The sequence below is a fragment of the Stenotrophomonas acidaminiphila genome (assembly GCA_002951995.1).
Taxonomy (GTDB): Bacteria; Pseudomonadota; Gammaproteobacteria; order Xanthomonadales; family Xanthomonadaceae; genus Stenotrophomonas; species Stenotrophomonas acidaminiphila_A.
Genome location: CP019797.1, coordinates 768,752 through 792,228, shown reverse-complemented (window position 1 = coordinate 792,228; position 23,477 = coordinate 768,752). Strand labels below are relative to the sequence as shown.

Annotated in this window: 12 protein-coding genes and 5 pseudogenes; 8 read left to right on the top strand and 9 right to left on the bottom strand. The window is 71.3% G+C overall.

The genetic code is table 11. The annotated features are described in order from the left end of the window. Positions 1-614 precede the first annotated feature (614 nt). A pseudogene (locus tag B1L07_03360) lies at positions 615-1,679 on the bottom strand (NAD(P) transhydrogenase subunit alpha). 57 nt (positions 1,680-1,736) lie between these two features. Then, positions 1,737-4,042: pseudogene (locus tag B1L07_03355) on the bottom strand (thymidine phosphorylase). Between the two features lie 309 nt (positions 4,043-4,351). Here B1L07_03355 and B1L07_03350 point away from each other — a divergent pair. Genes B1L07_03350 through B1L07_03335 form a run of 4 tightly spaced genes read left to right on the top strand, consistent with a single transcriptional unit; the run spans position 4,352 to position 7,218 of the window. Further along, entirely contained in the window at positions 4,352-4,927 is a 576-nt protein-coding gene (locus B1L07_03350; protein AUZ54313.1) for a nitroreductase, read from the top strand. Further along, positions 4,915-5,862: an exodeoxyribonuclease IX gene (locus tag B1L07_03345; protein ID AUZ54312.1), complete on the top strand. Its 948-nt coding sequence runs from the start codon at positions 4,915-4,917 to the stop codon at positions 5,860-5,862. Before B1L07_03350 ends, B1L07_03345 begins: the two co-directional genes overlap by 13 nt. A gap of 49 nt (positions 5,863-5,911) precedes the next feature. Continuing rightward, positions 5,912-6,406, top strand: a complete 495-nt coding sequence (locus B1L07_03340; GenBank protein AUZ54311.1) for a DNA mismatch repair protein MutT — start codon at positions 5,912-5,914, stop codon at positions 6,404-6,406. Next, positions 6,403-7,218, top strand: coding sequence for an N-formylglutamate amidohydrolase (locus B1L07_03335; GenBank protein ID AUZ54310.1), 816 nt, complete (start codon positions 6,403-6,405; stop codon positions 7,216-7,218). Before B1L07_03340 ends, B1L07_03335 begins: the two co-directional genes overlap by 4 nt. Before the next feature lie 41 nt (positions 7,219-7,259). On the opposite strand, the pseudogene B1L07_03330 reads toward B1L07_03335, so the two are convergent. The 4 genes and pseudogenes from B1L07_03330 to B1L07_03315 form a co-directional block, all read right to left on the bottom strand. Beyond that, positions 7,260-8,200, bottom strand: a pseudogene (locus tag B1L07_03330) (prolyl aminopeptidase). A gap of 80 nt (positions 8,201-8,280) precedes the next feature. Further along, the gene (locus B1L07_03325) at positions 8,281-11,253 is read right to left on the bottom strand and encodes a hypothetical protein (GenBank protein ID AUZ54309.1); all 2,973 of its coding nucleotides are present in this window, start codon (positions 11,251-11,253) and stop codon (positions 8,281-8,283) included. A 115-nt stretch (positions 11,254-11,368) separates the two neighbouring features. Beyond that, positions 11,369-14,530, bottom strand: coding sequence for a multidrug transporter AcrB (locus B1L07_03320; GenBank protein ID AUZ54308.1), 3,162 nt, complete (start codon positions 14,528-14,530; stop codon positions 11,369-11,371). 3 nt (positions 14,531-14,533) lie between these two features. Further along, positions 14,534-15,654, bottom strand: a pseudogene (locus B1L07_03315) (efflux transporter periplasmic adaptor subunit). A gap of 114 nt (positions 15,655-15,768) precedes the next feature. On the opposite strand from B1L07_03315, the gene B1L07_03310 reads away from it, so the two are divergent. From B1L07_03310 to B1L07_03300, 3 genes are all read left to right on the top strand, one after another. Beyond that, positions 15,769-16,434 (top strand): TetR family transcriptional regulator, encoded by a 666-nt coding sequence (locus tag B1L07_03310; protein AUZ54307.1) that lies wholly within the window; start codon positions 15,769-15,771, stop codon positions 16,432-16,434. Between the two features lie 130 nt (positions 16,435-16,564). Next, complete coding sequence (locus B1L07_03305; protein AUZ54306.1) at positions 16,565-17,239, top strand: protein-L-isoaspartate O-methyltransferase; 675 nt, start codon at positions 16,565-16,567, stop codon at positions 17,237-17,239. After that, on the top strand, positions 17,236-18,594 hold the full coding sequence (locus B1L07_03300; GenBank protein AUZ54305.1) for a hypothetical protein: 1,359 nt from the start codon (positions 17,236-17,238) through the stop codon (positions 18,592-18,594). Before B1L07_03305 ends, B1L07_03300 begins: the two co-directional genes overlap by 4 nt. Before the next feature lie 108 nt (positions 18,595-18,702). Here B1L07_03300 and B1L07_03295 read toward each other — a convergent pair whose 3' ends face one another. After that, positions 18,703-19,998, bottom strand: coding sequence for a 3-deoxy-D-manno-octulosonic acid transferase (locus tag B1L07_03295; protein ID AUZ54304.1), 1,296 nt, complete (start codon positions 19,996-19,998; stop codon positions 18,703-18,705). 121 nt (positions 19,999-20,119) lie between these two features. Here B1L07_03295 and B1L07_03290 point away from each other — a divergent pair, with 121 nt between their 5' ends. Next, positions 20,120-21,046: a lipid A biosynthesis lauroyl acyltransferase gene (locus B1L07_03290; GenBank protein ID AUZ54303.1), complete on the top strand. Its 927-nt coding sequence runs from the start codon at positions 20,120-20,122 to the stop codon at positions 21,044-21,046. On the opposite strand, the pseudogene B1L07_03285 reads toward B1L07_03290, so the two are convergent. Further along, a pseudogene (locus B1L07_03285) lies at positions 21,031-22,376 on the bottom strand (hypothetical protein). The gene B1L07_03290 and the pseudogene B1L07_03285 overlap by 16 nt on opposite strands. Then, entirely contained in the window at positions 22,357-23,469 is a 1,113-nt protein-coding gene (locus B1L07_03280; GenBank protein AUZ54302.1) for a glycosyl transferase, read from the bottom strand. Before B1L07_03280 ends, B1L07_03285 begins: the two are co-directional and overlap by 20 nt. Positions 23,470-23,477: the final 8 nt, after the last annotated feature.

Below are 23,477 nucleotides of genomic sequence, written 5' to 3'. Positions count from 1 at the left end.
CCTGCGGTTACCGGCGCGCGCCCATCCGGACAGGTCCGCGTCATGCCATGGTGCTTGATGGAGCGCGCGGACGGGCTGAGCGCTACACGGCCCGGCACCGTGGAAATCCGCAGGACAATGTCGGGCTTTCTTGTTCAGCCCAACCCGCGTGCCATCATTCATTTGACAGAGGCGGCAGCCGTGTCACCCCGGATACCGAGTCGGCATGCAGCAGGACGCGGTTGTCCGCACAGCATTGCGGCGGCGCCTCGGGCCGCCACTCGAACACGCCCGAAACCGTGGCCGCCGCCCGCCGCGCCCGCAACACGTCACGCGTGCCGAACAGCTCTTCCAGAATCACGGGAGGGCCTGCCAGCGTAATGATCCGCACATGCGAATCATCGCAGTCATACAGATAGACACCATGGTGCATGGCCGTCGCGACACAGGCCGGCACCTGCACATGCCTGCCCGCATATTTTTCCGGGCTTTCGGCCAAGTGCCGGTACGCAATCCGTAACGGTTCGTCGGCGAAGGCAGGCCCACTACCCGGGCCGCTTGCCGCCAACCACGCGACGACAACCCCAGTGTGCAGCTTCATACCGGCGGGATCTCCCCGCGGCCGGGCGCTCGGGCCACACGGTCCTGGCCAGCAGTTCGTCGTTCCAGTCGAAGGCCAGCGCGCCATCCTTGAGGAACAACGAGACGAAATTGAGCACGTTGCGCGCGTACATCTCGCTGGCGTGGATGGCGCCCATGCTGGCCAGGTCGAGCGGGCCGGCCACGGTCACCCCGCCCACGTCGAGGGTTTCGCCCGGCCGCGTCGCCTCGCAGTTGCCGCCGGTTTCGGCGGCCAGGTCGACGATCACGCTGCCCGGGCGCATCCCCGCGACCATCGCCGCGGTGACGATCTTCGGTGCCGGGCGGCCGGGCACGGCGGCGGTGCAGATCACCACGTCCACGCCCTTGAGGTGCTCGGCCAGGCGCCGCTGCTGCTCGGCGCGCTCGGCATCGGTGAGCGGGCGCGCGTAGCCGCCCTCGCCGGCGGCGCTGACCCCCAGGTCCAGGAACCTGCCACCCAGCGACTCGATCTGTTCGCGGGTTTCCGGGCGCACGTCGAAGCCCTCCACCTGCGCGCCCAGGCGCCGGGCGGTGGCGATCGCCTGCAGGCCGGCCACGCCGGCGCCGACCACCAGTACCTTCGACGGGCGGATGGTGCCGGCAGCGGTGGTCAGCATCGGGAAGAAGCGCGGCGCCAGCTGCGCGGCGATCAGGGTGGCCTTGTAGCCGGCCATGCCGGCCTGCGAGCTGAGCACGTCCATGGCCTGCGCGCGGGTGGTGCGCGGCAGCCGTTCCAGCGGGAACGCCAGCAGCTGCCGCGCCTGCAGCGCGGCGGCACGCGCGGCATCGGCCTGCGGCTGCAGGGTGCCGACCAGCACCGCACCGGGCTTGAGCTGCCCGATCAGCTGCGACGACGGCGCCTGCACGCACAGCACCAGGTCGGCGGCGTCCACGGCCTCGTCGATCTGCGCGCCGGCGTCGCGGTAGGCCTGGTCGGTGAACCCGGCGGCCAACCCGGCACCGGCCTGCACCTGCACCTTCGCCCCGGCCGCCAGCAGCTTCTTCACCGTTTCCGGCGTGGCCGCCACGCGCCGCTCGCCCGCCGCGGCTTCCTTCAACACCCGTACCTCAACGGCCATGCCCGTCCCCGATGCGCAGTGGAATACGCCGGGGATCGTAGCAAAGCGGGTCGGGCCTCAGTGCACCGTGGGGGTCTGCGGGTCGAGCCGGTCGATCACGCCCTGCATGGCGCTGTCGAACGCGCCGTCATCCACGTGCGGGCGCAGGCGGCCGAGCCGCTCCATCACCACCAGCTCCTCCGGCGAGGCCACGCAGAAGCGGATGCCGCGGCGGTTGACGAACAGCAGGCGCGAGGAGATCGGGCTGACCCAGGACAGCTTGCCGGCCTGCACCTTGCCGTCCTTGTCGATGAAATCCAGCCAGGTGCCGATATCCATGGCACGGTAGCGGGCGGCATCGGCGTGGTCCACGCTCTCCGGGCGCGCCTCGGCGCCCAGGTCCAGCGCCGCCGATTCCTGCGCCGGCGGCGTCGGCAGGCTGACCTGCGGCAGCTCGGGCAGTGCCCGTTCCAGCTCCGGGCGGGCCTCGGCGATGGCCTGCAGCGTGTCGTGCAGCGCGTCGATCGCGCCGACGCTGCCTTCGCCATGCAGGCCGACGCTGGCGAACACCTTGCGCAGCCCCGGCTGGAGGGACTGCAGCCATGGCTTGCCGACCACATGCCGGCGCGCCTCGGCCACTTCCTCCAGCAGCACGTCGGCCAGCCCCAGCGCCTCGGCCACCGACTCGCCGTCGTCGCCTTCGCGCAGCAGGCTCATGGTCAGGTGGTGGTTCCAGGGCTGGCGCAGGAAGCCTTCGATGGCCGCCGGCAGCGGCGCGCCCTGCAGCCGCCGCTCCAGTTCGGCCAGCGCACGGCTGCGGGCCAGCTCCAGCTTCTCCTGGCCGCGCTGGGTCTCGGTCGCGCGGCGCTCGGCGATCTCGATGCGGCGCCGGTGCTGGGCGAGGAACTCGCGGAACTCCTCTTCCAGGGTCAGGAAGATCGCCAGGTTCTCGTTGAACTCGGCGATCAGCCGGTCGATGATCTCCTCGACCTTGCCCATCAGCGCGCGCTCGGCCTGGCTTTCGCCGGCGTTGCCCTCGCAGGCCTCGGCCAGCGAGTTGAGCAGGCGCCGCGCCGGGTGGGTCTTCTGCACGAACATGCGCCGGTCCAGCAGCGCGACCTTGACGAACGGCACCACCAGGCGGCCGATCAGTTCGCGCGAGCGGCCTTCCAGCTCGCGCTCGTCGAGCATCACGTCGAACAGCATGCCGACCAGGTCGATGGCGTCCTCGTCCTGCGGGTCCAGCCGCGCCTGCCCGGGATCGACGCCGAGCCGGGTGGCGCCTGAAATCACTTCGTTCTTGAGCCGCTGCGCCAGCGATTCGCTCTGGTCGCCCACCGCCGCGCGCAGCGTCGCCGTGGGCGTGGCCTGCAGCAGCGACAGCACCGACATCATTTCGTGCTGGCTGAGCGGGCGCTGCTGGCCGACCGCCACCTGCGCGGCGGCGGTGGCGTCCTCGCGCACATGCCGGGTCTGCGCCAGCAGCTCGTGCAGCGCTTCCAGGATCATGTTCTGCCCGCTCGCCGACGGGGCGCCGTCATAGCCCCCGGGTGGCCGGCCTGCAGTTCGCTGCGGTGCCGCGCCCAGCGCTCGGTGAAGCGGCGCGCCCAGGCCGGCGCGTGCTGGGGATCGGAGAGGTCTTCGTCGTCGCCCTGCGCCATGCCGGGATCGGCATCGGCCGGGCGCGGTGGGCGCGCGGCGGGTGCCGGGCGCGGCGGCGGCTGCGAAATGCCCGGCATTACCCCGGCCTGCGCCAGGCGTTCGTCGACATCGCGGTAGATGCGCCCCACCTGCACGGCGAATTCCCGCTCGCACAGCTTGATCAGCACCAGCCGCACTTCGGCGGCCAGGTCGCACACGCCGAACGCCTCGTGCACCGCCACGCCGATATGTTCGGGGCCGATCGGATTGAGATCGATGTCCAGCCCGTCCACGCCGCTGATCCAGGCCAGGCGGCGGTCGAGCCGCGCCAGCACCGGCTTCCATTCGCGCAGCACCACCGCCGCGAAATTGCGCACCGCCAGCCGTGATTCCAGGTCGTGTTCGGAGACCAGGCTCAGCCCGCCATCGCCCTGCCCGGCCTGCGCCAGCGCGGCCTCGGCCGACAGCGGCGCGGCGGCCTCCAGCGCGCTCCACGCCTGGCGCAGGTGCGCGCTGAAACGCGCGGTGATGTCGTCGCGGCGCCGGCGCAGCTCGCGCATGCCGTCGAGGAACACCAGCTGCGACGCGCCCGCGGTCTCGGCGCGGTCGAACAGGGCATCGTCGAACCCGGCCAATACCCGGGCAAACGTGGCCGAAAGCGGGGGCAGCGCGGCTTCGCGCGCCAGCGCCAGCAGGTCCGGGTTATGGCCGGGGCGCTCTGGAGGATGCGGCTGGGACATCATGCGCAGTGGCTCCGCACCTTCGCAGGCGCTGCTCCTGTAAGGATCGTATGGAAGAAAGCGGACAGCCCCCGGTCTCCGCCCACGCATGGTAGGGGGAGAAGCTGAACAGGGCCAGTGATGCAGTCCGCACTTTGTACCTCGCCACCGGCAACCCGGCATGTCGCGCCATGCTAAGCGTACCGCGGTGAATTGGCGAGAAATCCGCCAGGCGGGGGCTTCGACCGAGTGCTCAGATTCGCCCGCCCCCGCCGGACGGCCCTGCGCACCCCGGTGTCTATAATCCATGGCCGTCTTTCCCACGAATGCCCCATGTCCGATTCCTGCTTCCTGCAAGCGCTGGACCAGCGCCGCTCGGTCCCGTCCCTGCAACTGGCCGAACCGGGTCCGGACGACGCCACCGTGCTGGCCATGCTGGCGGCCGCGACGCGCGTGCCCGACCACGGCAAACTGGTGCCGTTCCGCGTGCTCCGCGTGCGGGGCGAGGCCCGCCACGCGCTGGGCGAGTACCTGGCCCGGCGCAGCCGCGAGCGCACCCCGGATGCCGCGCCGGCGGTGATCGAGAAGGACCGCCAGCGCTTTTCGCATGCGCCGCTGGTGCTGACAGTGGTCGCGCGCCTGCAGGACAACCCCAAGGTGCCCGCGCAGGAGCAGCTGCTGACCGCCGGCTGCGTCTGCTTCGCCCTGCTGCAGGCCGCGCAGGGCTTCGGCTTCGGCGCGCAGTGGCTGACCGCCTGGATGGCCTATGACGAAGGCGTGGCACGCCACCTGGGGCTGGCCGCGAACGAACGCATCGTCGGCTTCATCCATATCGGCACGCCGAAGCTGCAGGTGCCCGAGCGCGCGCGGCCGGATCCGGCCGGCCTGCTGCAGGACTGGCAGCCGTGAGCGATGCCGGGGCCCCGCGGCCGCTGTACCTGGTCGACGCCAGCCTGTACGTGTTCCGCGCCTGGCACTCCATGCCCGACAGCTTCCAGGACGCGCAGGGCTGGCCCAGCAACGCCGTGCATGGCTTCGCCCGCTTCCTGCTGGAGCTGCTCGAACGCGAGCGCCCGGCGCACATCGCCATTGCCTTCGACGAGGCGCTGGACAGCTGTTTCCGGCACCGCCTGTATCCGGCCTACAAGGCCAACCGCGAGCCGGCGCCGGAGGCGCTGCGCCGCCAGTTCGCGCACTGCAAGGCGCTGTGCGCGGCGCTGGGGCTGGAAGTGCTGGCCGACCGCGACTACGAGGCCGACGACCTGATCGGCAGCGCGCTGCACGCGGGCCGTGGCCAGGCGCTGCGCGGGGTGATCGTCTCGGCCGACAAGGACCTGTCGCAGCTGCTGCTCGATCACGACGAGCAGTGGGACTACGCGCGCAACCAGCGCTGGGGCGCGGACGGGGTCAAGGCGCGCCACGGCGTGCATGCGCACCAGATCGCCGACTACCTGGCGCTGTGCGGCGACGCGGTGGACAACATCCCCGGCATCAGCGGCATCGGCGCCAAGTCGGCGGCGGTGCTGCTGGCCCACTTCGGCAGCCTCGACGCGCTGCTGGAGCGGATCGACGAAATCCCGTTCCTGCGCCTGCGCGGCGCCGCGCAGATGGCCGTGCGGCTGCGCCAGCAGCGCGAACTGGCGCTGCTGTTCCGGCAACTGACCACCATCGCCGTGGATGCGCCGCTGGCCCCGGCCACGCCCGGGTTCACCCGCTTGGCGGCCGACGCCGACATGCTCGACGGCCTGTGCGGATCGCTGCGCTTCGGCCCGTTGACCCGGCGCCGGCTGCGGGCCGCCGCCGGCCTGGAAACCGCCTTCCCTTCCACCTACGAACCCGCATGAGCCAGAACACCGCAGCCCCCGCGTCGTCTACGAAGGCCGCTACCAGCGCATGGTGGTGCGCGGCACCTGGGAATACAGCGAACGCACCCACGCCGGCGGCCTGGCCGCGATCATCATCGCCGTCACCCCCGACGACGAGGTGCTGTTCGTCGAGCAGTTCCGGGTACCGCTGCAGGCGCGCACGATCGAAATGCCGGCCGGGCTGGTCGGCGACATCACCGCCGGCGAATCGATCGAGGCCTCGGCGGTGCGCGAACTGGAAGAGGAAACCGGCTGGACCGCCGACCATGCCGAAGTGCTGATGATCGGCCCGACCTCCTCCGGCGCCAGCAGCGAGAAGATCGCCTTCGTGCGCGCCACCGGCCTGCGCCGGGTGGGCGACGGCGGCGGCGACGACAGCGAGGACATCACCGTGCACAGCGTCCCGCGCGCGCGCGCCGCGGCATGGCTGGTGGAGAAAATGGGCCAGGGCTACGAGCTGGACGCCAAGCTCTGGGCCGGGCTGTGGATGATCGAACACCACCTGGATGGCCGCCCGCGATGAGCCGGCTCGACGCCCCCGCCGACATCCTCGCCCCGCCGCTGCTGGGCCCGCAGGACCCGCCGCCGTTCACCGTGCACAACCCGTACGGCCGTTCGCCGTTCCTGCTGCTGGCCGACCACGCCGGGCAACGGGTTCCCGCCGCGCTCGGCGACCTGGGCGTGGCGCCGGCCGAACGGGACCGGCACATCGGCTGGGACATCGGCATCGCCGGCACCACCCGGGCACTGGCGCGGCAGCTGGACGCCTTCGCCATCGAGCAGACCTATTCGCGGCTGGTGATCGACTGCAACCGGCCGCTGGCCTCGCCAACGCTGATCCCCGAAACCAGCGATGGCACCGCCATCCCGGGCAACGCTGGATTGAGCCGGTCGCAACGGCAGCAACGCATCGGCGCCATCCACGCGCCGTATCACGCCCGCATCGCCACCGAACTGGACCGCCGCCGCGATGCCGGCATGCCGACACTGCTGGTGATGATGCACAGCTTCACCCCGGTGATGAACGGCGCCGCCCGCCCATGGCATGCCGGCGTGCTCTACCACCGCGACGCGCGGTTCGCGCAGGCGCTGCTGCAGGCGCTGCGCGAGGAAGGCGACCTGGTGGTCGGCGACAACCAGCCGTATGCGGTCAGCAGTACCAGCGACTACGCGGTGCCGGTGCACGGCGAGGGCCGCGGACTGGTGCACGTGGAGCTGGAAATCCGCCAGGACCTGATCGCCGATGCCGCCGGCCAGCAGGCCTGGGCGGCGCGGCTGCAGCGCATCTTTCACGCCCTGCAGCCGACGCTGCTGGCGCACGCCGCCGCCGGCTAGCGCGGCGCGGTGCCGGCACGCGGCCGGCACCGCCGCCAGGTTCAGGCGAAGCTGTCGGTGGCGCGTACCAGCGCGTCGACGTTCTCTGCCTCGAACGCCGAATGCCCGAGGCCGGGGTGATGTGCAGCTGCGCTTTCGGCCAGGCCTTGTGCAGGTCCCAGGCGTTGGCCAGCGGGCACACCACGTCATAGCGGCCGTGCACGATCACGCCCGGGATGTCGGCGATGCGGTGCGCATCGCGCAGCAGCTGGTCCTCGACCTCGAAGAAGCCGCCGTTGACGAAGTAGTGGTTCTCGATGCGGGCAAAGGCCAGCGCGAACCGCGGGTCTTCGTGGCTGTTGATGAAATCGTCGTCCACGTGCAGGAAGCTGGTGGCCCCCTCCCACACGCTCCAGGCCTTGGCCGCGGCCAACCGGGTCGCCTCGTCGTCACTGGTCAGGCGCCGGTGGAACGCCGAGATCAGGTCGTGCCGCTCCACCGCCGGGATCGCGTTGACGTAGTGGTCCCAGGCGTCGGGGAACAGGCGGCTGGCGCCTTCCTGGTAGAACCACTCCAGTTCCCAGCGGCGCAGCATGAAGATGCCGCGCAGGACCAGCTCGGTCACGCGCTGCGGATGGGCCTGCGCATAGGCCAGCGCCAGGGTCGAGCCCCAGCTGCCGCCGAATACCTGCCAGCGGTCGACACCCAGGTGCACGCGCAGCTTCTCGATGTCGGCCACCAGGTCCCAGGTGGTGTTGTCCACCAGGTCGGCGTGCGGGGTGGAGCGGCCGGCGCCACGCTGGTCGAACAGGATGATCCGGTACTTCGCCGGGTCGTGGAACTGGCGCATCTTGGCGGTGCAGCCGCCGCCCGGGCCGCCATGCAGCATCACCACCGGCTTGCCGTCGGGGTTGCCGCACTGTTCGTAGTACAGCGTGTGGCGCTCGTCGACCTTGAGCGTACCGGTGTCGTAGGGCGTGATGGCGGGGTAAAGCGTGCGCATGCGCGGACTCACTGGCTGGGAGAACGCCCGATTGTAGAGCGCGGCGGCCGGGCCGGGTCGCGCCCCCGGGGCGCGGCCCGCTATGCGGCGCAGACCCGGTTGCGGCCCTCGCGCTTGGCGCGATAGAGCTGGCGGTCGGCCGCCGCCAGCAGCGTGCGCGGCGATTCCTGTCCGGGACGGCACTCGGCCACGCCGATGCTGGCGGTGACCACCAGGCCCGGGTCCACCTCGTCCATGCGCGCGCGGGCCAGGGCCAGGCGCAGTGCCTGCAGCCGCTGCAGCGCCTGCTCCAGGGTGAGGCCGCGCAGCACCGCCAGGAATTCCTCGCCACCATGCCGCGACACGAACTGCTCGCCGTCCAGGTGCTGGCGCAGCAGCTCGGCCACTTCGCGCAGCACCCGGTCGCCGCCGTGGTGGCCGTGGCGGTCGTTGATCTGCTTGAAATGGTCGATGTCGATCAGTGCCACGCACAGCGGCTCGCCGCGGTCGCCGGCGCGCTCGAGCGCCTGGCGCAGGTGGAACTCGGCCGCACGCCGGTTGGGCAGGCCGGTCAGCACGTCGTGGGTGGCCTGGTGCTCCAGCCGCTGCAGCAGGCGGTCGCGTTCGATCCCGGCCAGCTCCAGCGCGCGGTTCTTGTCGCTCAGCTCCTCGGTGCGCGCGGCGATCACCCGGCTGAGCCGGCGCTGGCTGCGCCGGTAGCTGGCGGTGCGCAGCCAGAACCCCAGCACCACGGCCGCGAGCAGCGCCAGGCCAAGCAGCACCCGCGAGGACGTGCGCTTCCACAGCGGCGGCACCACCTCCAGCGCCATCTGCGCGGTGCCCACCTCGGACTGCCGTGCCCAGTCCCGCGGCAACGCCATGGCCTGCACTTCCAGCCGGTAGCGGCCGGGCGGCAGGTTGGTGTACACGGCCTCGGTATCGCTGCCCGCCTCCACCCACCCGGCATCGAAGCCCCGCAGGCGGTAGCGGTAGCGCATCTTGTCCGGCGCGCGGAAATTGAGCGCGGCATAGGCCACCGCCACCCGGCGCGCGCCCGGCTCCAGCCGCAGCTGCGCCGCCGGGGCCCGGGCGACGCCGTCCACCGATACCGACTCGAATACCACCGGCGACGCCCTGCCGTCGTAGCGGCCCGCGATCCGCGGGTCGATCAGGCCCAGCCCGGCCGAGGTCGGGAACGCCAGCGCGCCGTTGTGGACACGCCAGCCGGCGGGCATGGAGGCGCCGTTGCCCTGGCTGCCGGGCATGCCGTCGCTGTGGTCCAGCACGTGCACGGCCAGCTGCCTGCGGGTGCCGGCGTCGATCTGGTCCAGTTCGGCGCGGGCGACGCGGAACACGCCGATATTGCTGGGCAACCACAGGTTGCCGGCCTGGTCGTCGATGATCCGGAACAGCTTGTCGCGCGGCAGTCCATGGCGATGGTCGTAGACCCGGAAGCTGCCGTTGCGCATGCGCAGCAGGCCGCGGTCGCTGGCGATCCACAGGTCGCCATCCGGGTCGCGCAGGAAATCGAACACGTACTGCGCGGGGATGTCGCCCTCGGCGCTCCAGGTGCGCAGCACGTCGTCGGGCCCCAGCGCGGCCATGCCGCCGGTGGTGCCGATCCACAGCGTGCCGTCCGGGTCGCGGTACAGCGCCTGCACCGTGGCCCCGGGCTGGTCCCTGCTGTCCAGGCGCAGTTGCAGGCGTCCATCGCGGTAATGGCTCAGGCCGTGGGTACCGCCGATCCACAGGCCGCCGTCAGGGTCGGCCAGCAGCGCGCGCACGATCGGCTCGCGCTGCCCGCCGACGCGGATCCGCTGCTTCACCCTGCCCTGCGCATCCAGCCCGAACACCCCCTGGTCGAAGGTCCCCGCCCACAGCGTGTCGTCACGCCAGGCCAGCGCCAGCACCGACGGGTCGCGGCCGCTTCCCGCGGCCAACCGCACCGGGTGCATGCGCCGCTGGTACCAGCGGTCCAGCCCCTCGGCGTGGCCGATCCACAGCGCGCGGTCCCCGCTCTGCAGGACCACGCGCACGTAATCGCTGCGCAGGCCATCGGCGCGGGTGAAACCGACCGCCGCCACTTCCGCCACGCGGTGCAGGCCATGGGTGCTGCCACTCCATACCAGGCCCTCGCGGTCGGCGAGCAGCGCCGCGCTGACCGGGCCGGGGGTGGGCAGCCGCTCGTCGCCGTCGCCGGCATGCCGCAGCAGCTCGCCGCTGCTGCTGGACAGGCTCATCCAGATCGCCCCGAGCCGGTCGCGCAGGACCGCGTCCACCCGCCGGCCGGGCTGCAGGTGGGTGACCTTGCCGGCGGCATCGCGCCAGTACACGCCATTGTCGGTGGCCAGCAGCCAACCGCCGGCGCCGTCGGCCGCGATCCCGCGCACGGCATGCCGCCCGGCCCACTCCGCCCAGGCCACGGCATGGCGCCCCTGCAACCGGTAGGCACCGGCGTCGGTGGCCACCAGTACCGCGCCCGCGTCGCCGTGCGCCAGCGCGTTGACGCGCACCGCGGGCAGGCCGGCCGCGGCACCGGCGGCGTGGATCCGGCCATGGGCGTCCATCCGCAGCAGGCGGTTGGCCGAGGCGATCCACAGGTCGCCGCCGGCTTCGCGCAGCAGCGCGGTCACCGGCAGGCGGCGCGCGCCGGGCTCGCCCAGGTGCTGCCAGCGCCCGCGGTGGTAGCGGAACACGCCATCGGCGGCGGTCCCGAACAGCACCCCGCCATCGGCCTCGGCAAGGATGCAGAACACGCCGGACAGCTCCGCGCCCGGGGTGTTCTGGCGGTCGAACACGGTGAAGTGGCGCCCGTTGAAGCGGACCACGCCCTCCCAGGTTCCGGCCCAGATGAAGCCGTCGCGGTCCTGCGCCAGCGCATGCACCAGGTTGTGCGGCAGTCCGTCGGCCATGGTCCAGTCGCTGACCATGTAGTGGCGGCCGTCCGCCGCCCGCGCCGCCGGCAGCCAGGCCAGGCAGGCAAGTACCAGGACCGCGTACCAGCACCAGGACGGCGGCCATGCGCTGCGCTCGCGGGAAACGGTGCCCCGGGCGATGTCGATACTACGGGCCAACGGAACCGCCCCCCTTCGCGGTCTGGCGCGGCCGGCCACCCAGGCCCGCCGCGCCAGACCAATCTACCACCGCCGGGGCGCGGCCATCCGCCGGCAGCGCCGGCGGCTGAGCGGTTCAGCTTGCCGCTTCGTCCGGCCGCACCCGGAACCAGGCCGCGTACAGCGCCGGCAGGAACACCAGGGTCAGTACCGTGCCGACGATCAGCCCGCCCATGATCGAGATCGCCATGGAGCCATAGAAGGCGCTGCGCGACAGCGGGATCATCGCCAGCACCGCGGCCAGCGCGGTCAGCACGATCGGCCGGAAGCGGCGCACGGTGGCATCGATGATGGCGTGCCAGCGGTCATGCCCGGCGTCGATGTCCTGCTGGATCTGGTCCACCAGGATCACCGAGTTGCGCATGATCATGCCCGCCAGGGCGATGGTGCCCAGCAGCGCGACGAAGCCGAACGGCACCCGGAAGATCAGCAGGAACAGGGTCGCGCCGATGATGCCCAGCGGTGCGGTGACCAGCACCATCGCCGCACGCGAGAAGCTGCGCAGCTGCAGCATCAGCAGGGTCACCACCACGATCAGGAACAGCGGCATGCCGGCCTTGATCGAGTTCTGCCCGCGCGCCGAATCCTCCACCGTGCCGCCGACTTCCAGCAGGTAGCCGTCAGGCAGGGCGGCGCGGATGCCGTCCAGGGTCGGCAGGATCTGCCCGGTGACCTCCGGCGGCAGCAGGCCGTCGGCGATGTCGGCACGCACGGTGACCGTGGGCAGGCGGTTGCGGTGCCAGATGATGCCGTCCTCGAACACGTACTCGAGCCGGGCCACCTGCGCCAGCGGTACCGCGGTGCCGCTGGGCGTGGGAATGGCCAGGCTGGCGAGCATGTCCAGCCGCGCGCGCTCGTCGTCCGGGCCGCGCAGCAGCATGCCGATCTGGCGGTTGCCCTCGCGGTAGGTGCTCACCTGCATGCCCGACAGCGAGCTGCTCAGGAAGTGCGCGATCTGCGCGCTGCTCACCCCCAGCGCGCGCGCGCGCTCCTGGTCCACCACCAGCCGCACCACCTTGCTCGGCTCGGACCAGTTGAGGTTGACGTTGGCCACGTGCGGGTTCTGCCGCACCTTGGCGGCGACCTCGCGGGCGATGGCCTGCACCCGGTCGATGTGCTCGCCGGACACGCGGAACTGCACCGGGTAGCCCACCGGCGGCCCGTTCTCCAGCCGGGTCACGCGCAGCTGCACGTCGGTGAAGCGCGGCACCACCTCCTTCAGCAGCCAGTCGCGCACCGCTTCGCGGGCGTGGATGTCCTGCGCCAGCACCACGAACTGGGCGAAATTGGTCGCCGGCAGCTGCTGGTCCAGCGGCAGGTAGAAGCGCGGCGAACCGCTGCCCACGTAACCGACGTAGTTGGCGATGTCCTGGCGCTGCTTGAGCAACGCCTCCAGCTTGTGCGCCTGCGCCTGGGTGGCGGCCAGCGACGCGCCTTCGGCCAGCTCGATGTCCACCATCAGCTCCGGCCGGGTCGAGTCCGGGAAGAACTGCTGCGGCACGAAGCGGAACATGGCCAGCGAGAACACGAACAGGCCGATGGTGGCGAAGATCACCAGCCAGCGGCGGCGCAGGCAGGCATCGAGGAAACGCCGGAAGCGCTGGTAGAACGCGCTCTTGTAGGGGTCGTGGTCGTGTTCCAGCTGCCGCGGCCGGATCAGGTTGGCCAGCGCCGGGTTGCGGTCGGCCCAGCGCAGCCGCAGCGCATGCCAGCGGCCGGCCAGACTGCCCGGCCGTGGCGGCTGCGGGTTGTGCAGGTCCGGCAGCATCTTGTCGCCCAGGTACGGGATGAACAGCACCGCGGCGATCCACGACACCACCAGGGCGATGGTCACCACCTGGAACAGCGAGCGGGTGTACTCGCCGGTGCTGGAGGCGGCGGTGGCGATGGGCAGGAAGCCGGCGGCGGTGATCAGCGTGCCGGTCAGCATCGGGAACGCGGTCGACTCCCAGGCGAAGCTGGCCGCGCGCAGGCGGTCGTAGCCCTGTTCCATCTTGGTGGCCATCATCTCCACCGCGATGATCGCATCGTCCACCAGCAGGCCCAGCGCCAGCACCAGCGCGCCCAGTGAGATCTTGTGCAGGCCGATGTCGAACTGGTGCATGACGAAGAAGGTCATCGCCAGCACCAGCGGGATCGACACCGCCACCACCAGCCCGGTGCGCCAGCCCAGCGAGAAGAAGCTCACCAGCAGCACGATCACCACCGCCTCGGTCAGTACCTTGACGAACTCGCCCACCGAATCCTCGACCGCGTGCGGCTGGTCGGAGACCTTGCGCAGCTCCATGCCCGCCGGCAGCGTCTTCTGCAGCCGCGCGAACGCGTCGTCCAGGGTCTTGCCGAGCTTGAGGATGTCGCCGCCGTCCTTCATCGCCACCGCGATGCCGATGGCGTCCTCGCCCATGAAGCGCATCTTCGGCGAGGCCGGGTCGGCGAAACCGCGCTTGACCTGGGCGATGTCGCCCAGGCGCACGGTGCGGTCGCCGGCGCGGATCGGGAACGCGGCGATGTCCTCGACCGACTGGAACTGGCCGGTGACGCGCAGCTGCACGCGGTCGCTGCCGGTCTCGAACCAGCTGGCCGGGGTCACCGCGTTCTGGTCGGCCAGCGCCTGCTGCACCTGCTGCAGCGACACGCCCAGCGTGGCCAGCTTGGTGTTGGACAGTTCGATCCACACCTTTTCGTCCTGCAGGCCGAGCAGGTCGACCTTGCCGACGTCGGCCACGCGCTGCAGCTCCAGCTGGATGCGGTCGGCGTAGTCGCGCATCAGCGCGTAGTCGAAGCCTTTGCCGGTCAGCGCATAGATGTTGCCGAAGGTGTCGCCGAACTCATCGTTGAAGAACGGCCCGACCACCTCGGCCGGCAGCTGCGAACGGATGTCGCCGACCTTCTTGCGCACCTGGTAGAACAGCTCGGGCACATCCTTGGAGCGCATCGAATCGCGCGCCATGAAGATCACCTGCGATTCGCCCGGCCGCGAGTACGACTGGATGAACTCGAACTGCCCGGTGTTCATCAGCGCCTTCTCGATCGGCTCGGTCACCTGCCGCGAGACCTGCTCGGCGGTGGCGCCCGGCCACGCGGTCTGCACCACCATCGCCTTGAACGTGAACGGCGGATCCTCGGACTGGCCGAGGTGCTTGTAGGACCAGGCGCCGATGACCGCCAGCGCGATCATCATGAACAGCACCAGCGCGCGGTTGCCCAGGGCCCACTCGGAAAGATTGAAGCGGCGCACGCCTCAGTCCTCCCGCTTGGCGGACGCGGGCGCGGCGAGTACCGGCTTGTTGGCCCGGTCCACCGCGGTCACCGGCTGGCCCTCGCGCAGCAGGTGGCCGCCCGCGGCGACCACCCAGTCTTCGCGCTTCAGGCCCGCCAGCACCGGCACGCGCTCCGCGCCGTAGGCGCCCAGCGTCACCGGTCGCAGCTGCAGCGTGCCCTTGGCCGGGTCCACCACCCACACACCGGCCTGCTGCTGCGTCTTGCCCGGCTGCACCGCGGCCAGCGGCACGCTCAGCGCGCCGCCCTTGGCGTGGGCCACGTAGACGCGCGCGCTCTGCCCCAGTTCCACCGCATCCAGCGCTTCGGCCGCCAGGCTCACGCGCGTGGCATAGGTGCGCGCCTGGGCATCGGCGGCCGGGGCGATCTCGCGGATGGTGCCGGGCCAGCGCTTGCCGGGACGGTTCCACAGTTCCACTTCCACCGCCTGGCCCACCGCGAAATCGCGGATCCCGCTCTCCGGCAGGGCGATGGCGACCTCGCGGGCGCCGTCGGCGGCCAGCGTATAAATGGCCTGGCCGGCGGCGACCACCTGCCCGGCCTCGGCCTGGCGGCTGGCGATCACGCCATCGGCGGGGGCGCGCAGCTGCGCGTAGGCCGCCTGGTTGCGGGCCACGTCCAGGTTGGAACGGGCCGCATCGGCCTGGCCCTGCGCCGCCTTCAGCGCGGCGGTCTGCGCATCCAGCGCCGAGCGGCTGACCAGCTGCTGCGCGGCCAGCGCGGCATAGCGCTTGTGCTCGTCGCGCGCGCGCACCAGATCGGCCTCGGCGGCGGCGTACTGCGCCTGCGCCGCCCGCGCCTGCAACGCGTAGTCGGCCACGTCCAGTTCGGCCAGCAGCTGGCCCTCGCGCACCCGCTGGCCGGCATCGACCTCGCGCCGCAGCAGGTTGCCGCCCACCCGGAACGACAGCACGGTTTCCTCGCGCGCCCGCACTTCGCCGGGGTACGCGCTGATGGCCTGGCCGCCGTCCTGGGGTGGACGACCAGAACCGGTACGGCAAGTGCGGGAGCAGGTTCGGATTTACCGCAGGCAGCCAGCACGGCCACCAGCAGGGAACCGCCAATCCATCGGGCAATGTTCATGGGTGAGGATCGCAGGTGAGGAAAGAGATGAGGGGGGAAGGTTGGCGGTTCAGCGCCATTACTGAACGAGCCGGTATAGTATAAATATCGAACCAGCTGGTCTAGTATTGTCGAATGTCCGCGCATCATCCTTCCCCACCCACCGGCAAGCCGACTCCGCGCGGCGCCGGTCCCGGCCGCCCCAAGGACCTGGGCAAGCGTGCCGCGATCCTGGAAACGGCCAAGGAAATGTTCATCGAACTGGGTTTCAACGGCGTGAGCATGGACGGCATCGCCGCCGGCGCCGGCGTTTCCAAACTCACCGTCTACAGCCATTTCGGCGACAAGGAGACGCTGTTTTTCGAGGCGATCCAGGCCAAGTGCGTGGAAATGATGCCCGACGACCTGTTCGTGACCGACAGCGAAGGCCCGCTGCGCGAACAGCTGCGCGGCATCGGCCACGCCTTCTTCGCCCTGATCAGCAGTGACGAGGCCATCGCCACCCAACGCATGATGATGACCCCGGAAACCGACGACCGGATCCGCGAGATGTTCTGGCAGGCCGGCCCCAAGCGCACCGAAAGCGCGCTGGCCGAGTTCCTGGAGGCCCGCGCGGCACGTGGCGAGCTGGCGATCGACGACCCGCGCCTGGCCGCGCGCCAGTTCTTCTGCCTGATCAAGGGCGAGTTGCACGCGCACATGATGTGCGGGCTGTGCGCGGCCCCGGAGCAGCCCGACGCCGAGGCCCACATCGCCACCACGGTCGACTTCTTCATCCGCGCCTATGCGCCCCGCCCTTAACCTGAACGAACCGGAGGTCGTGGTGACTTCCGGCACTGCGGACCTGCCGCGGGCACGGCGATGCTTGCCCCGCACTGCCCGCGCCAACCGGTAAAATGGCCGGCCCACTGCGCCGGATTGACGAGACACCATGACGATCGATTACTCCCACGCCCGCGAACTGATGGTCGAACAGCAGGTACGTCCCTGGGACGTGCTGGACCTGCGCGTGCTGGACGTCCTGGCGCGGCTGCCGCGCGAGGCCTTCGTGGCCGAATCGCACAAGGCGCTGGCCTATGCCGACATCGAGCTGCCGCTGGGCCATGGCCAGAAGATGATGAAGCCGGTGGTCGAAGGCCGCATGCTGCAGGCGCTGGACCTGCAGCCGGGCGACGAGGTGCTGGAGATCGGCACCGGCAGCGGCTTCATCAGCGCCTGCCTGGGCGAACTGGCCCGCGAAGTACTGAGCCTGGAGATCCAGCCGGAACTGGCCGAGCGCGCGCGCGCCAGCCTGGACGCGGCCAAGCTCGGCTCCAACGTGCGCATCGAAGTCGCCGATGCGCTGCACTGGCAGACCCAGCGCCACTTCGACGCCATCTGCATCACCGGCGCGGTGGACACCGTGCCGGCGCACATCCTCAAGTGGCTGCGCCCCGGCGGCCGCCTGTTCGTGATCCAGGGCCGCTCGCCGGTGATGGAAGCGGTGCTGGTGAAGGCCGACGGCAGCGTGCAGTCCCTGTTCGAAACCGACATCGATTATCTGCAGGGCGCCGCCCCGGCCCGCAGTTCCAACTCTGATCCGCTACATCCAAGGAAGCCGCAATGATCCGCCGATCCCTCGCCCTTGCGCTGGCTGTCGCCCTCTCGCCGCTGGCGGCCAACGCCGCCGACCTGCTGCAGGTCTACGAAATGGCCCGCAACGGCGATCCGCAGCTGGCCTCCGCAGAGTCCAGCCGGCTGTACACCAAGGAAGGCCAGGTGCAGGCCCGCGCGGCCCTGCTGCCCTCGCTGGGCGGCTCGGCATCGCTGAACCGCACCCGCACCTCGCAGGACGGGGTCAGCGGCTCGACCACCGCCACCTCGCGCAAGTACGGCATCAGCGGTGAGCAGACCCTGTTCAACTGGACCCAGTTCGCCAACCTGCGCGCGCAGCGCGAAATCAGCAAGGCAGCCGACTTCGACCTGGAATCGGCGAACGACGACCTGATCGTGCGCACCGCCACCACCTACTTCAACGTGCTGGTGGCGATCGAATCGCTCAGCGCCGCGCAGACCAACGAGGCGGCCGCCAAGAAGCAGTTCGACTATGCCGACAAGCGCCTGGAAGTCGGCCTGGCCCCGATCACCGACGTGCACGAAGCGCGCGCCCAGTACGACCAGGCGCGCGCCAATACCATTCTCGCCCGCAACACCCTGGCCGATGCCTACCAGGCGCTGAGCGAACTGACCGGGCAGCCGGTGCAGGGCCTGCGCAGCCTGCCGGAGGATTTCCGCCCGGCGCTGCCGGCCAACCGTGGCGACGTCGACAAGCTGGTGGCCGATGCGATCGCGCAGAACCCGGCGCTGAAGGCGCAGGAGCTGAAGGTCAACGCCGCCGTGGCCAGCGTCTCGGCCGCCCGCGGCGGGCACTACCCGACCCTGTCGCTGGGCGGCACCTGGGGCAAGAGCGCCAGTTGGGGCGACAGCGTCGGCGGCTCCTCGTTCGGCCCGGACGCGACCACCAACTCGATCGGCCTGACCCTGAACGTGCCGATCTTCTCCGGTGGTGCCACCCAGTCCTACGTGCGCCAGGCCCTGGCCCAGCGCGACATCGCCCAGGATGGCTACGAGCAGCAGAAGCGCGCGCTGGACCGCAACACCCGCAATGCCTACCAGGCCGTGGTGGCCGGCATCAGCGAGGTCGAGGCACGGCGCCTGGCCGTGGTGTCGGCGCAGAGCGCGTACGACGCCTCGCAGGTGGGGCTGGAAGTCGGTACCCGCACCGTGCTGGACGTGGTGCAGAACCAGCGCACCCTGTTCCAGGCCAAGCTGGACTATGCGCAGGCCCGCTACACCTTCCTGCTCAGCCGGCTGCAGCTCAGCCAGGCCATCGGCGCGCTGGACGTGGCCGAGGTGCAGGACATCAACCGCCTGCTGACCCAGGATGCCGAGGCGCAGCTGGCGCCGGGCAGCATGCAGTAAGCCCCGCCGCTGTACCGGCGTGGATGTGCGAAAGGCGGGCCCCGGCCCGCCTTTCGCGTTCCTGCATGGGCCACCGCCCGTAGCGGTGGCCGGGGTTCTGCCGGCGCCCTACTCCGGTGCCGGCAGCCGCGGCCCGATCAGTTCCAGGGTCCGCTCCAGCGCGCCGCGGCCATTGGCCACCAGCGCCGCACCGGCCTGCACCATCTGCTGGCGCGCCGCCGCGTCGCCCAGCAGGCGCAGCAGTTCGTCGCCGAGCTGGGCGACATCGTCGCGGATGCTCAGCGCCCCGGCTTCGCTCATGCGCCGCGAGATCTCCGCGAAGTTGTGCAGGTGCGGGCCGGTGATCACCGCCGTGCCCATCGCCGCCGGCTCCAGCAGGTTGTGCCCGCCGATCGCCTGCAGGCTGCCCCCGACGAAAGCCACCTGCGCGCAGGCGAAGAACGGCATCAGTTCGCCCAGGGTGTTGAGCACGAACACCTGGGTATCGGCCGCGGGCCACTGCTCGACGCTGCGCGTGGCCACGCGCCAGCCCTGGCCGCGCGCCAACGCCTCGACTTTGGCGAACCGCTCCGGATGCCGTGGCGCCCACAACAGCAGCGCATCGGGATAGCACTCCAGCACCCGCGCGTGCAGGTCCATGACCGGCTGTTCCTCGCCCTCGTGGGTACTGGCGGCGATCCAGGTCACGCGTCCTTCCGGCACATGCGCATGGAACGCGGCCAGCAGCGGCGCCGGATCCGGCGGATGGATGTCGAACTTCAGGTTGCCCAGCGCGCAGACCTGCTCCTGGCGCGCACCGAGCACGACGAAACGGCGCGCGTCCTCGCGCGACTGCGCGGCCACGCAGGTCACCGTGCGCAGCGCGCGCCCGACCAGCGGCCGCAGCAGCCGGTAGCCCTTCAACGAGCGTGCCGACAGCCGCGCGTTGAGGATGTAGACCGGGATCCGGCGATCGCGGCAGCCGAACAGCAGGTTCGGCCACAGCTCGGTTTCCAGGATCAACGCCAGGCTCGGGCGGAAATGATCGAGGAACCGGCCGGCGCTGCCGGGCACGTCATAGGGCAGGTAGACGTGGTCCACCGCGTCGCCCCACAACGCGCGTACCCGCTGCGAGCCGGTCGGGGTGATGGTGGTGATGACCCAGCGGATGTCCGGGCGCTGCCGGCGCAGCGCGTCCACCACCGGCGCGGCGGCGTTGACCTCGCCCACCGAGACCGCGTGCAGCCAGACACAGGGCCGGCGGCCGCTCTGCGGATACGACGCATAGCGTTCGTCCCAGCGCTTGAAGTACTCGCGCACGCGGAAGCCACGCCATACCAGGTGGTAGACGGTGATGGGCAGCAGCAGGTACAGCAAGGCCGAGTACAGGCCCCGCAGCAGCAGTTCGACGGGATCCTTGCGCATGCGGCGAGGATACCTAGGAGCGGGGAATTAGTGGATGGAAACGCGTGGAAACCAGCCTGCGCCGCTGTGGCTTTCACCGGTTCCGGGTTCCCATCCACGGGTTCCTCATTAGAATCCCCCCATGTCCGACACCCCCACCTCCGCCACCCGCCCGTCACTGTGGCAGCCGCGCCATTGGCCGACGTTCGCCTGGCTGGCGCTGGCCATGCTGGGCGCACGCCTGCCCTGGCTGCTGCAGCGCGCGATCGGCCGCGGCATCGGCTGGCTGGCGCTGCACCTGGCCGGTACCCGCCGGCATGCCGCCGAAGTGAACATCCGCTTGTGCTTTCCCGAGCAGGACGACGCCTGGCGCCGGCAACTGCTGCGCGACAGCTTCGACGCGCTGGGCGTGGGCATCTTCGAATTCGCCCGCGCCTGGTGGGGCAGCATCGACGCGATCCGCCCGCGGGTGCGGATCGAGGGCCTGGAGCACCTGCAGGCGCTGCGGGCGCAGGGCCGCGGCGTGTTGCTGGTGTCGGGGCATTTCATGACCCTGGAAATGTGCGGGCGCCTGCTGTGCGACCACGTGCCGCTGGCCGGCATGTACCGGCGCTACCGCGACCCGGTGATGGAATGGGCGGTCAAGCATGGGCGCCTGCGCTACGCCAGCGCGATGTTCGCCAACGAGGACATCCGTGCCACCGTGCGCCACCTCAAGAAAGGCGGCCTGCTGTGGTACGCGCCTGACCAGGACATGCGCGGCAAGGAGTCGGTGTTCGTGCCGTTCTTCGGGGTGCCGGCCTCCACCATCACCGCGACCCACCAGTTCGCGCGCATGACCGGCTGTGCCGTGGTGCCCTTCTTCCACCGCCGCGAAGGCGGGCGCTACGTGCTGAAGATCGCGCCGCCGCTGGCGGACTTCCCGACCGGCGACGCGGTCGCCGACACGGCGCGTGTCAACGCCGCCATCGAGCAGATGGTGCGCGAAGCGCCGGCCCAGTACCTGTGGATCCACCGACGCTTCAAGCGCCAGCCGGAAGGACGCAGCCGCTTCTACCAGCGCGACTGATCGCCGCCCGCGGCCGCCGGCGGCGGGTACGCGAGCAGCGCGCCTACGAACAACGCGGCCAGCAGCAGGGTCGCGCCCCCCAGAAGGCCGAGTAGAACGCCAGGTGGGTGTTGAACGGGAACACCGTTACCGCCAGTGCCAGCGTCGCCGGACGCGCCCGCGCCCGCGCCTCCTCGCCGGCGTAGCGCCACGCGCGCCACGCCATCGCCGCACCGGCCAGCCACAGCAACAGGCCCAGCACGCCGGTTTCGGCCAGTATCTCGAGCACCAGCTGGTGCGCATGCAGCGCCGGCCCCGCCCCCCAGGCAGCGTATTGCCCGTGCGCCGGATCGCACTGCGGGAAGGCGTTGCGGAACTCGCGCGCGCCCACCCCGTTGAGCGGATGGGCGCGCACCATGCACAGCGCCGCGGACCAGATCTGGCCGCGCCCGGACAGCGCCGCATCCATTCCGGCGGCATCGCCGGTCAAGGCCAGGGTGGTGCGGGCCACGCGCTCGCGCACCTGGGTGGACAGCCCCGCCAGCAGTACCGCGCCAAGCACCCCGGACAGCAGCACCAGGGCCATGCCCTTCCTGCCCAGCAGCCGCCAGCCGGAGAACAGCAGCACCAGCGCATAAGTGATCCAGGACGCGCGCGAACCGGCGAGCACGATCACCACCCCGGTCGGCACCGCCACCAGCAGCCAGCCCCAGCGTCCCCAGCGCGTGGCCGCGGCGAACAGCGCGAACGGCGTCAGGCTGGCGAGCACCGGCCCGAACTTGAGGTTGCACGGCCCGAACACGCCGCTGAGCCGGTCCGCCTGCGCCGCTTCCGCCGCGCTGCACAGGCCATGCCCGCTGGCCAGCCATTTCACCTGGTCCATCGACCAGAACAGCGGACTGCTGCCGACCAGCGCCTGCACCAGCGCGTCGCCCACCCACAGCGCGACGACCACGCCCAATCCGGTGAACGTGACCCGGCGCCGGGCGTCGGTCGCCACGGCGATGGCGACCAGCCACATGAAAGGCAGGTACCGCAGCCCGGCCGCCACCCGGCCCCAGGCACGGCCGGGATCGTCGGCATCCACCGCCGAGACCAGCTGCGGCAGCCAGTAGGCCAGGAACAGCGTGCATGTCAGCGCCCAGGCCGGAACGCTGAGCAGGGTGCGGCCGTCACCGGTGAAGCGACGCCGCAGCAGGGTTCCCACGGTGGCCAGCGCGCCCAGCGACAGCAGCGCTTCGGCGATGCCCGGCGCCGGCCACGCCGCAACGCAGGCGATCACCCAGGCCGGGGCCCACCGCATCAGCAACGTCGCGGACGGCACGGAGGATTCAGCCGATGAGTTCGCCATAGACGTCCAGCGTCGCGCGCTGCATGGCCCGCAGGGTGTAGGGGAGGCGTCGCGGCAGCGACGGCGGATGCCGCAGCAGCTCCAGCGCGCGCGCCGCCAGTGCCGTGGCGTCAGCCGGCGGCACCGCCCCGCTGGGCTGCAGTTCGGCGAGCAGTTCGCCGACCCCGCCGTGGTCCCAGCCCAGCACCGGGCGGCCTACCGCCAGCGCTTCGAGCACGGTGCGGCCGAATGCCTCGGGCTTGTCCGACAGCTGCAACACCAGGTCGCTGGCCGCATAGGCCTGCGCGATCCGGGGGGTCGGCTCGGTGATGGCGACCGCGTCGGCGATGCCCAGCGCCGCGGCCTGCTGCTCGAGTTCGCCCACGTACGCCTCGCGCCCCGGCTCGCGCGCGCCGGGCATCCACAACCGTGCCGCCAGCCCCTGCCGCCGCAGTGCGGCCAGCAGGTGCAGCGCGTGCGCATGCCCCTTGAGGCGGGTGCCACGGCCCGGCAACAGCAACAGCGGCCCGTCACCGGCCAGCGCCGGGTGCAGCGCATCCACCACCTGCCGCGGGCGCCGGTCGGACGCCGCCACCTGCGGGAACTGCGCCGGGTCCACGCCGCGCGGGATCACCCGCAGGCGCTGCGGGTCGGTCGCCGGGTAATGCGCCAGCAGGTAGTCGCGCACGGTGTTGGACACGCAGATCACGCGTTCACCACTGGCCATGATGGCGCTGTAGCGGCCCGGCGAGTTGAGCCCGTGCATGGTCGTCACCCAGTGCGGGCGCCGTTCCCGCGGCAGACCGCGCAGCGCATGCCAGCCCAGCCATGCCGGCAGCCGCGAGCGCGCGTGCACGATGTCGGCACCGGTTTCGGCGAACAGCCGCCGCAGCGCCACCACGTGGCGCAGGGTCAGCAGCGACTTGCGGCCGATGTCCAGCGCCAGGTGTTCGGCGCCGCTGTCCAGCAGCGGCGGTACCAGGCGGCCACCGGCCGAGACCACGATGGCGCGGTGCCCTGCCGCCACCAGCGCCTGGGCGACCTCCAGGGTCGAGCGCTCGACGCCGCCGGAGTGCAGCGCCGGCAGCAGCTGCACCACGGTCAGGCGGCGCATGCGGGCGT

Excerpts from the sequence above, each read along its gene's own strand:
- B1L07_03340 (AUZ54311.1), top strand. The coding sequence starts at position 5,912 with ATGGTGGTGCGCGGCACCTGGGAATACAGCGAACGCACCCACGCCGGC.
- B1L07_03350 (AUZ54313.1), top strand. The coding sequence starts at position 4,352 with ATGTCCGATTCCTGCTTCCTGCAAGCGCTGGACCAGCGCCGCTCGGTC.
- B1L07_03295 (AUZ54304.1), bottom strand. The coding sequence starts at position 19,998 with ATGCGCAAGGATCCCGTCGAACTGCTGCTGCGGGGCCTGTACTCGGCC.
- B1L07_03280 (AUZ54302.1), bottom strand. The coding sequence starts at position 23,469 with ATGCGCCGCCTGACCGTGGTGCAGCTGCTGCCGGCGCTGCACTCCGGC.
- B1L07_03300 (AUZ54305.1), top strand. The coding sequence starts at position 17,236 with ATGATCCGCCGATCCCTCGCCCTTGCGCTGGCTGTCGCCCTCTCGCCG.
- B1L07_03335 (AUZ54310.1), top strand. The coding sequence starts at position 6,403 with ATGAGCCGGCTCGACGCCCCCGCCGACATCCTCGCCCCGCCGCTGCTG.
- B1L07_03310 (AUZ54307.1), top strand. The coding sequence starts at position 15,769 with ATGTCCGCGCATCATCCTTCCCCACCCACCGGCAAGCCGACTCCGCGC.
- B1L07_03290 (AUZ54303.1), top strand. The coding sequence starts at position 20,120 with ATGTCCGACACCCCCACCTCCGCCACCCGCCCGTCACTGTGGCAGCCG.
- B1L07_03305 (AUZ54306.1), top strand. The coding sequence starts at position 16,565 with ATGACGATCGATTACTCCCACGCCCGCGAACTGATGGTCGAACAGCAG.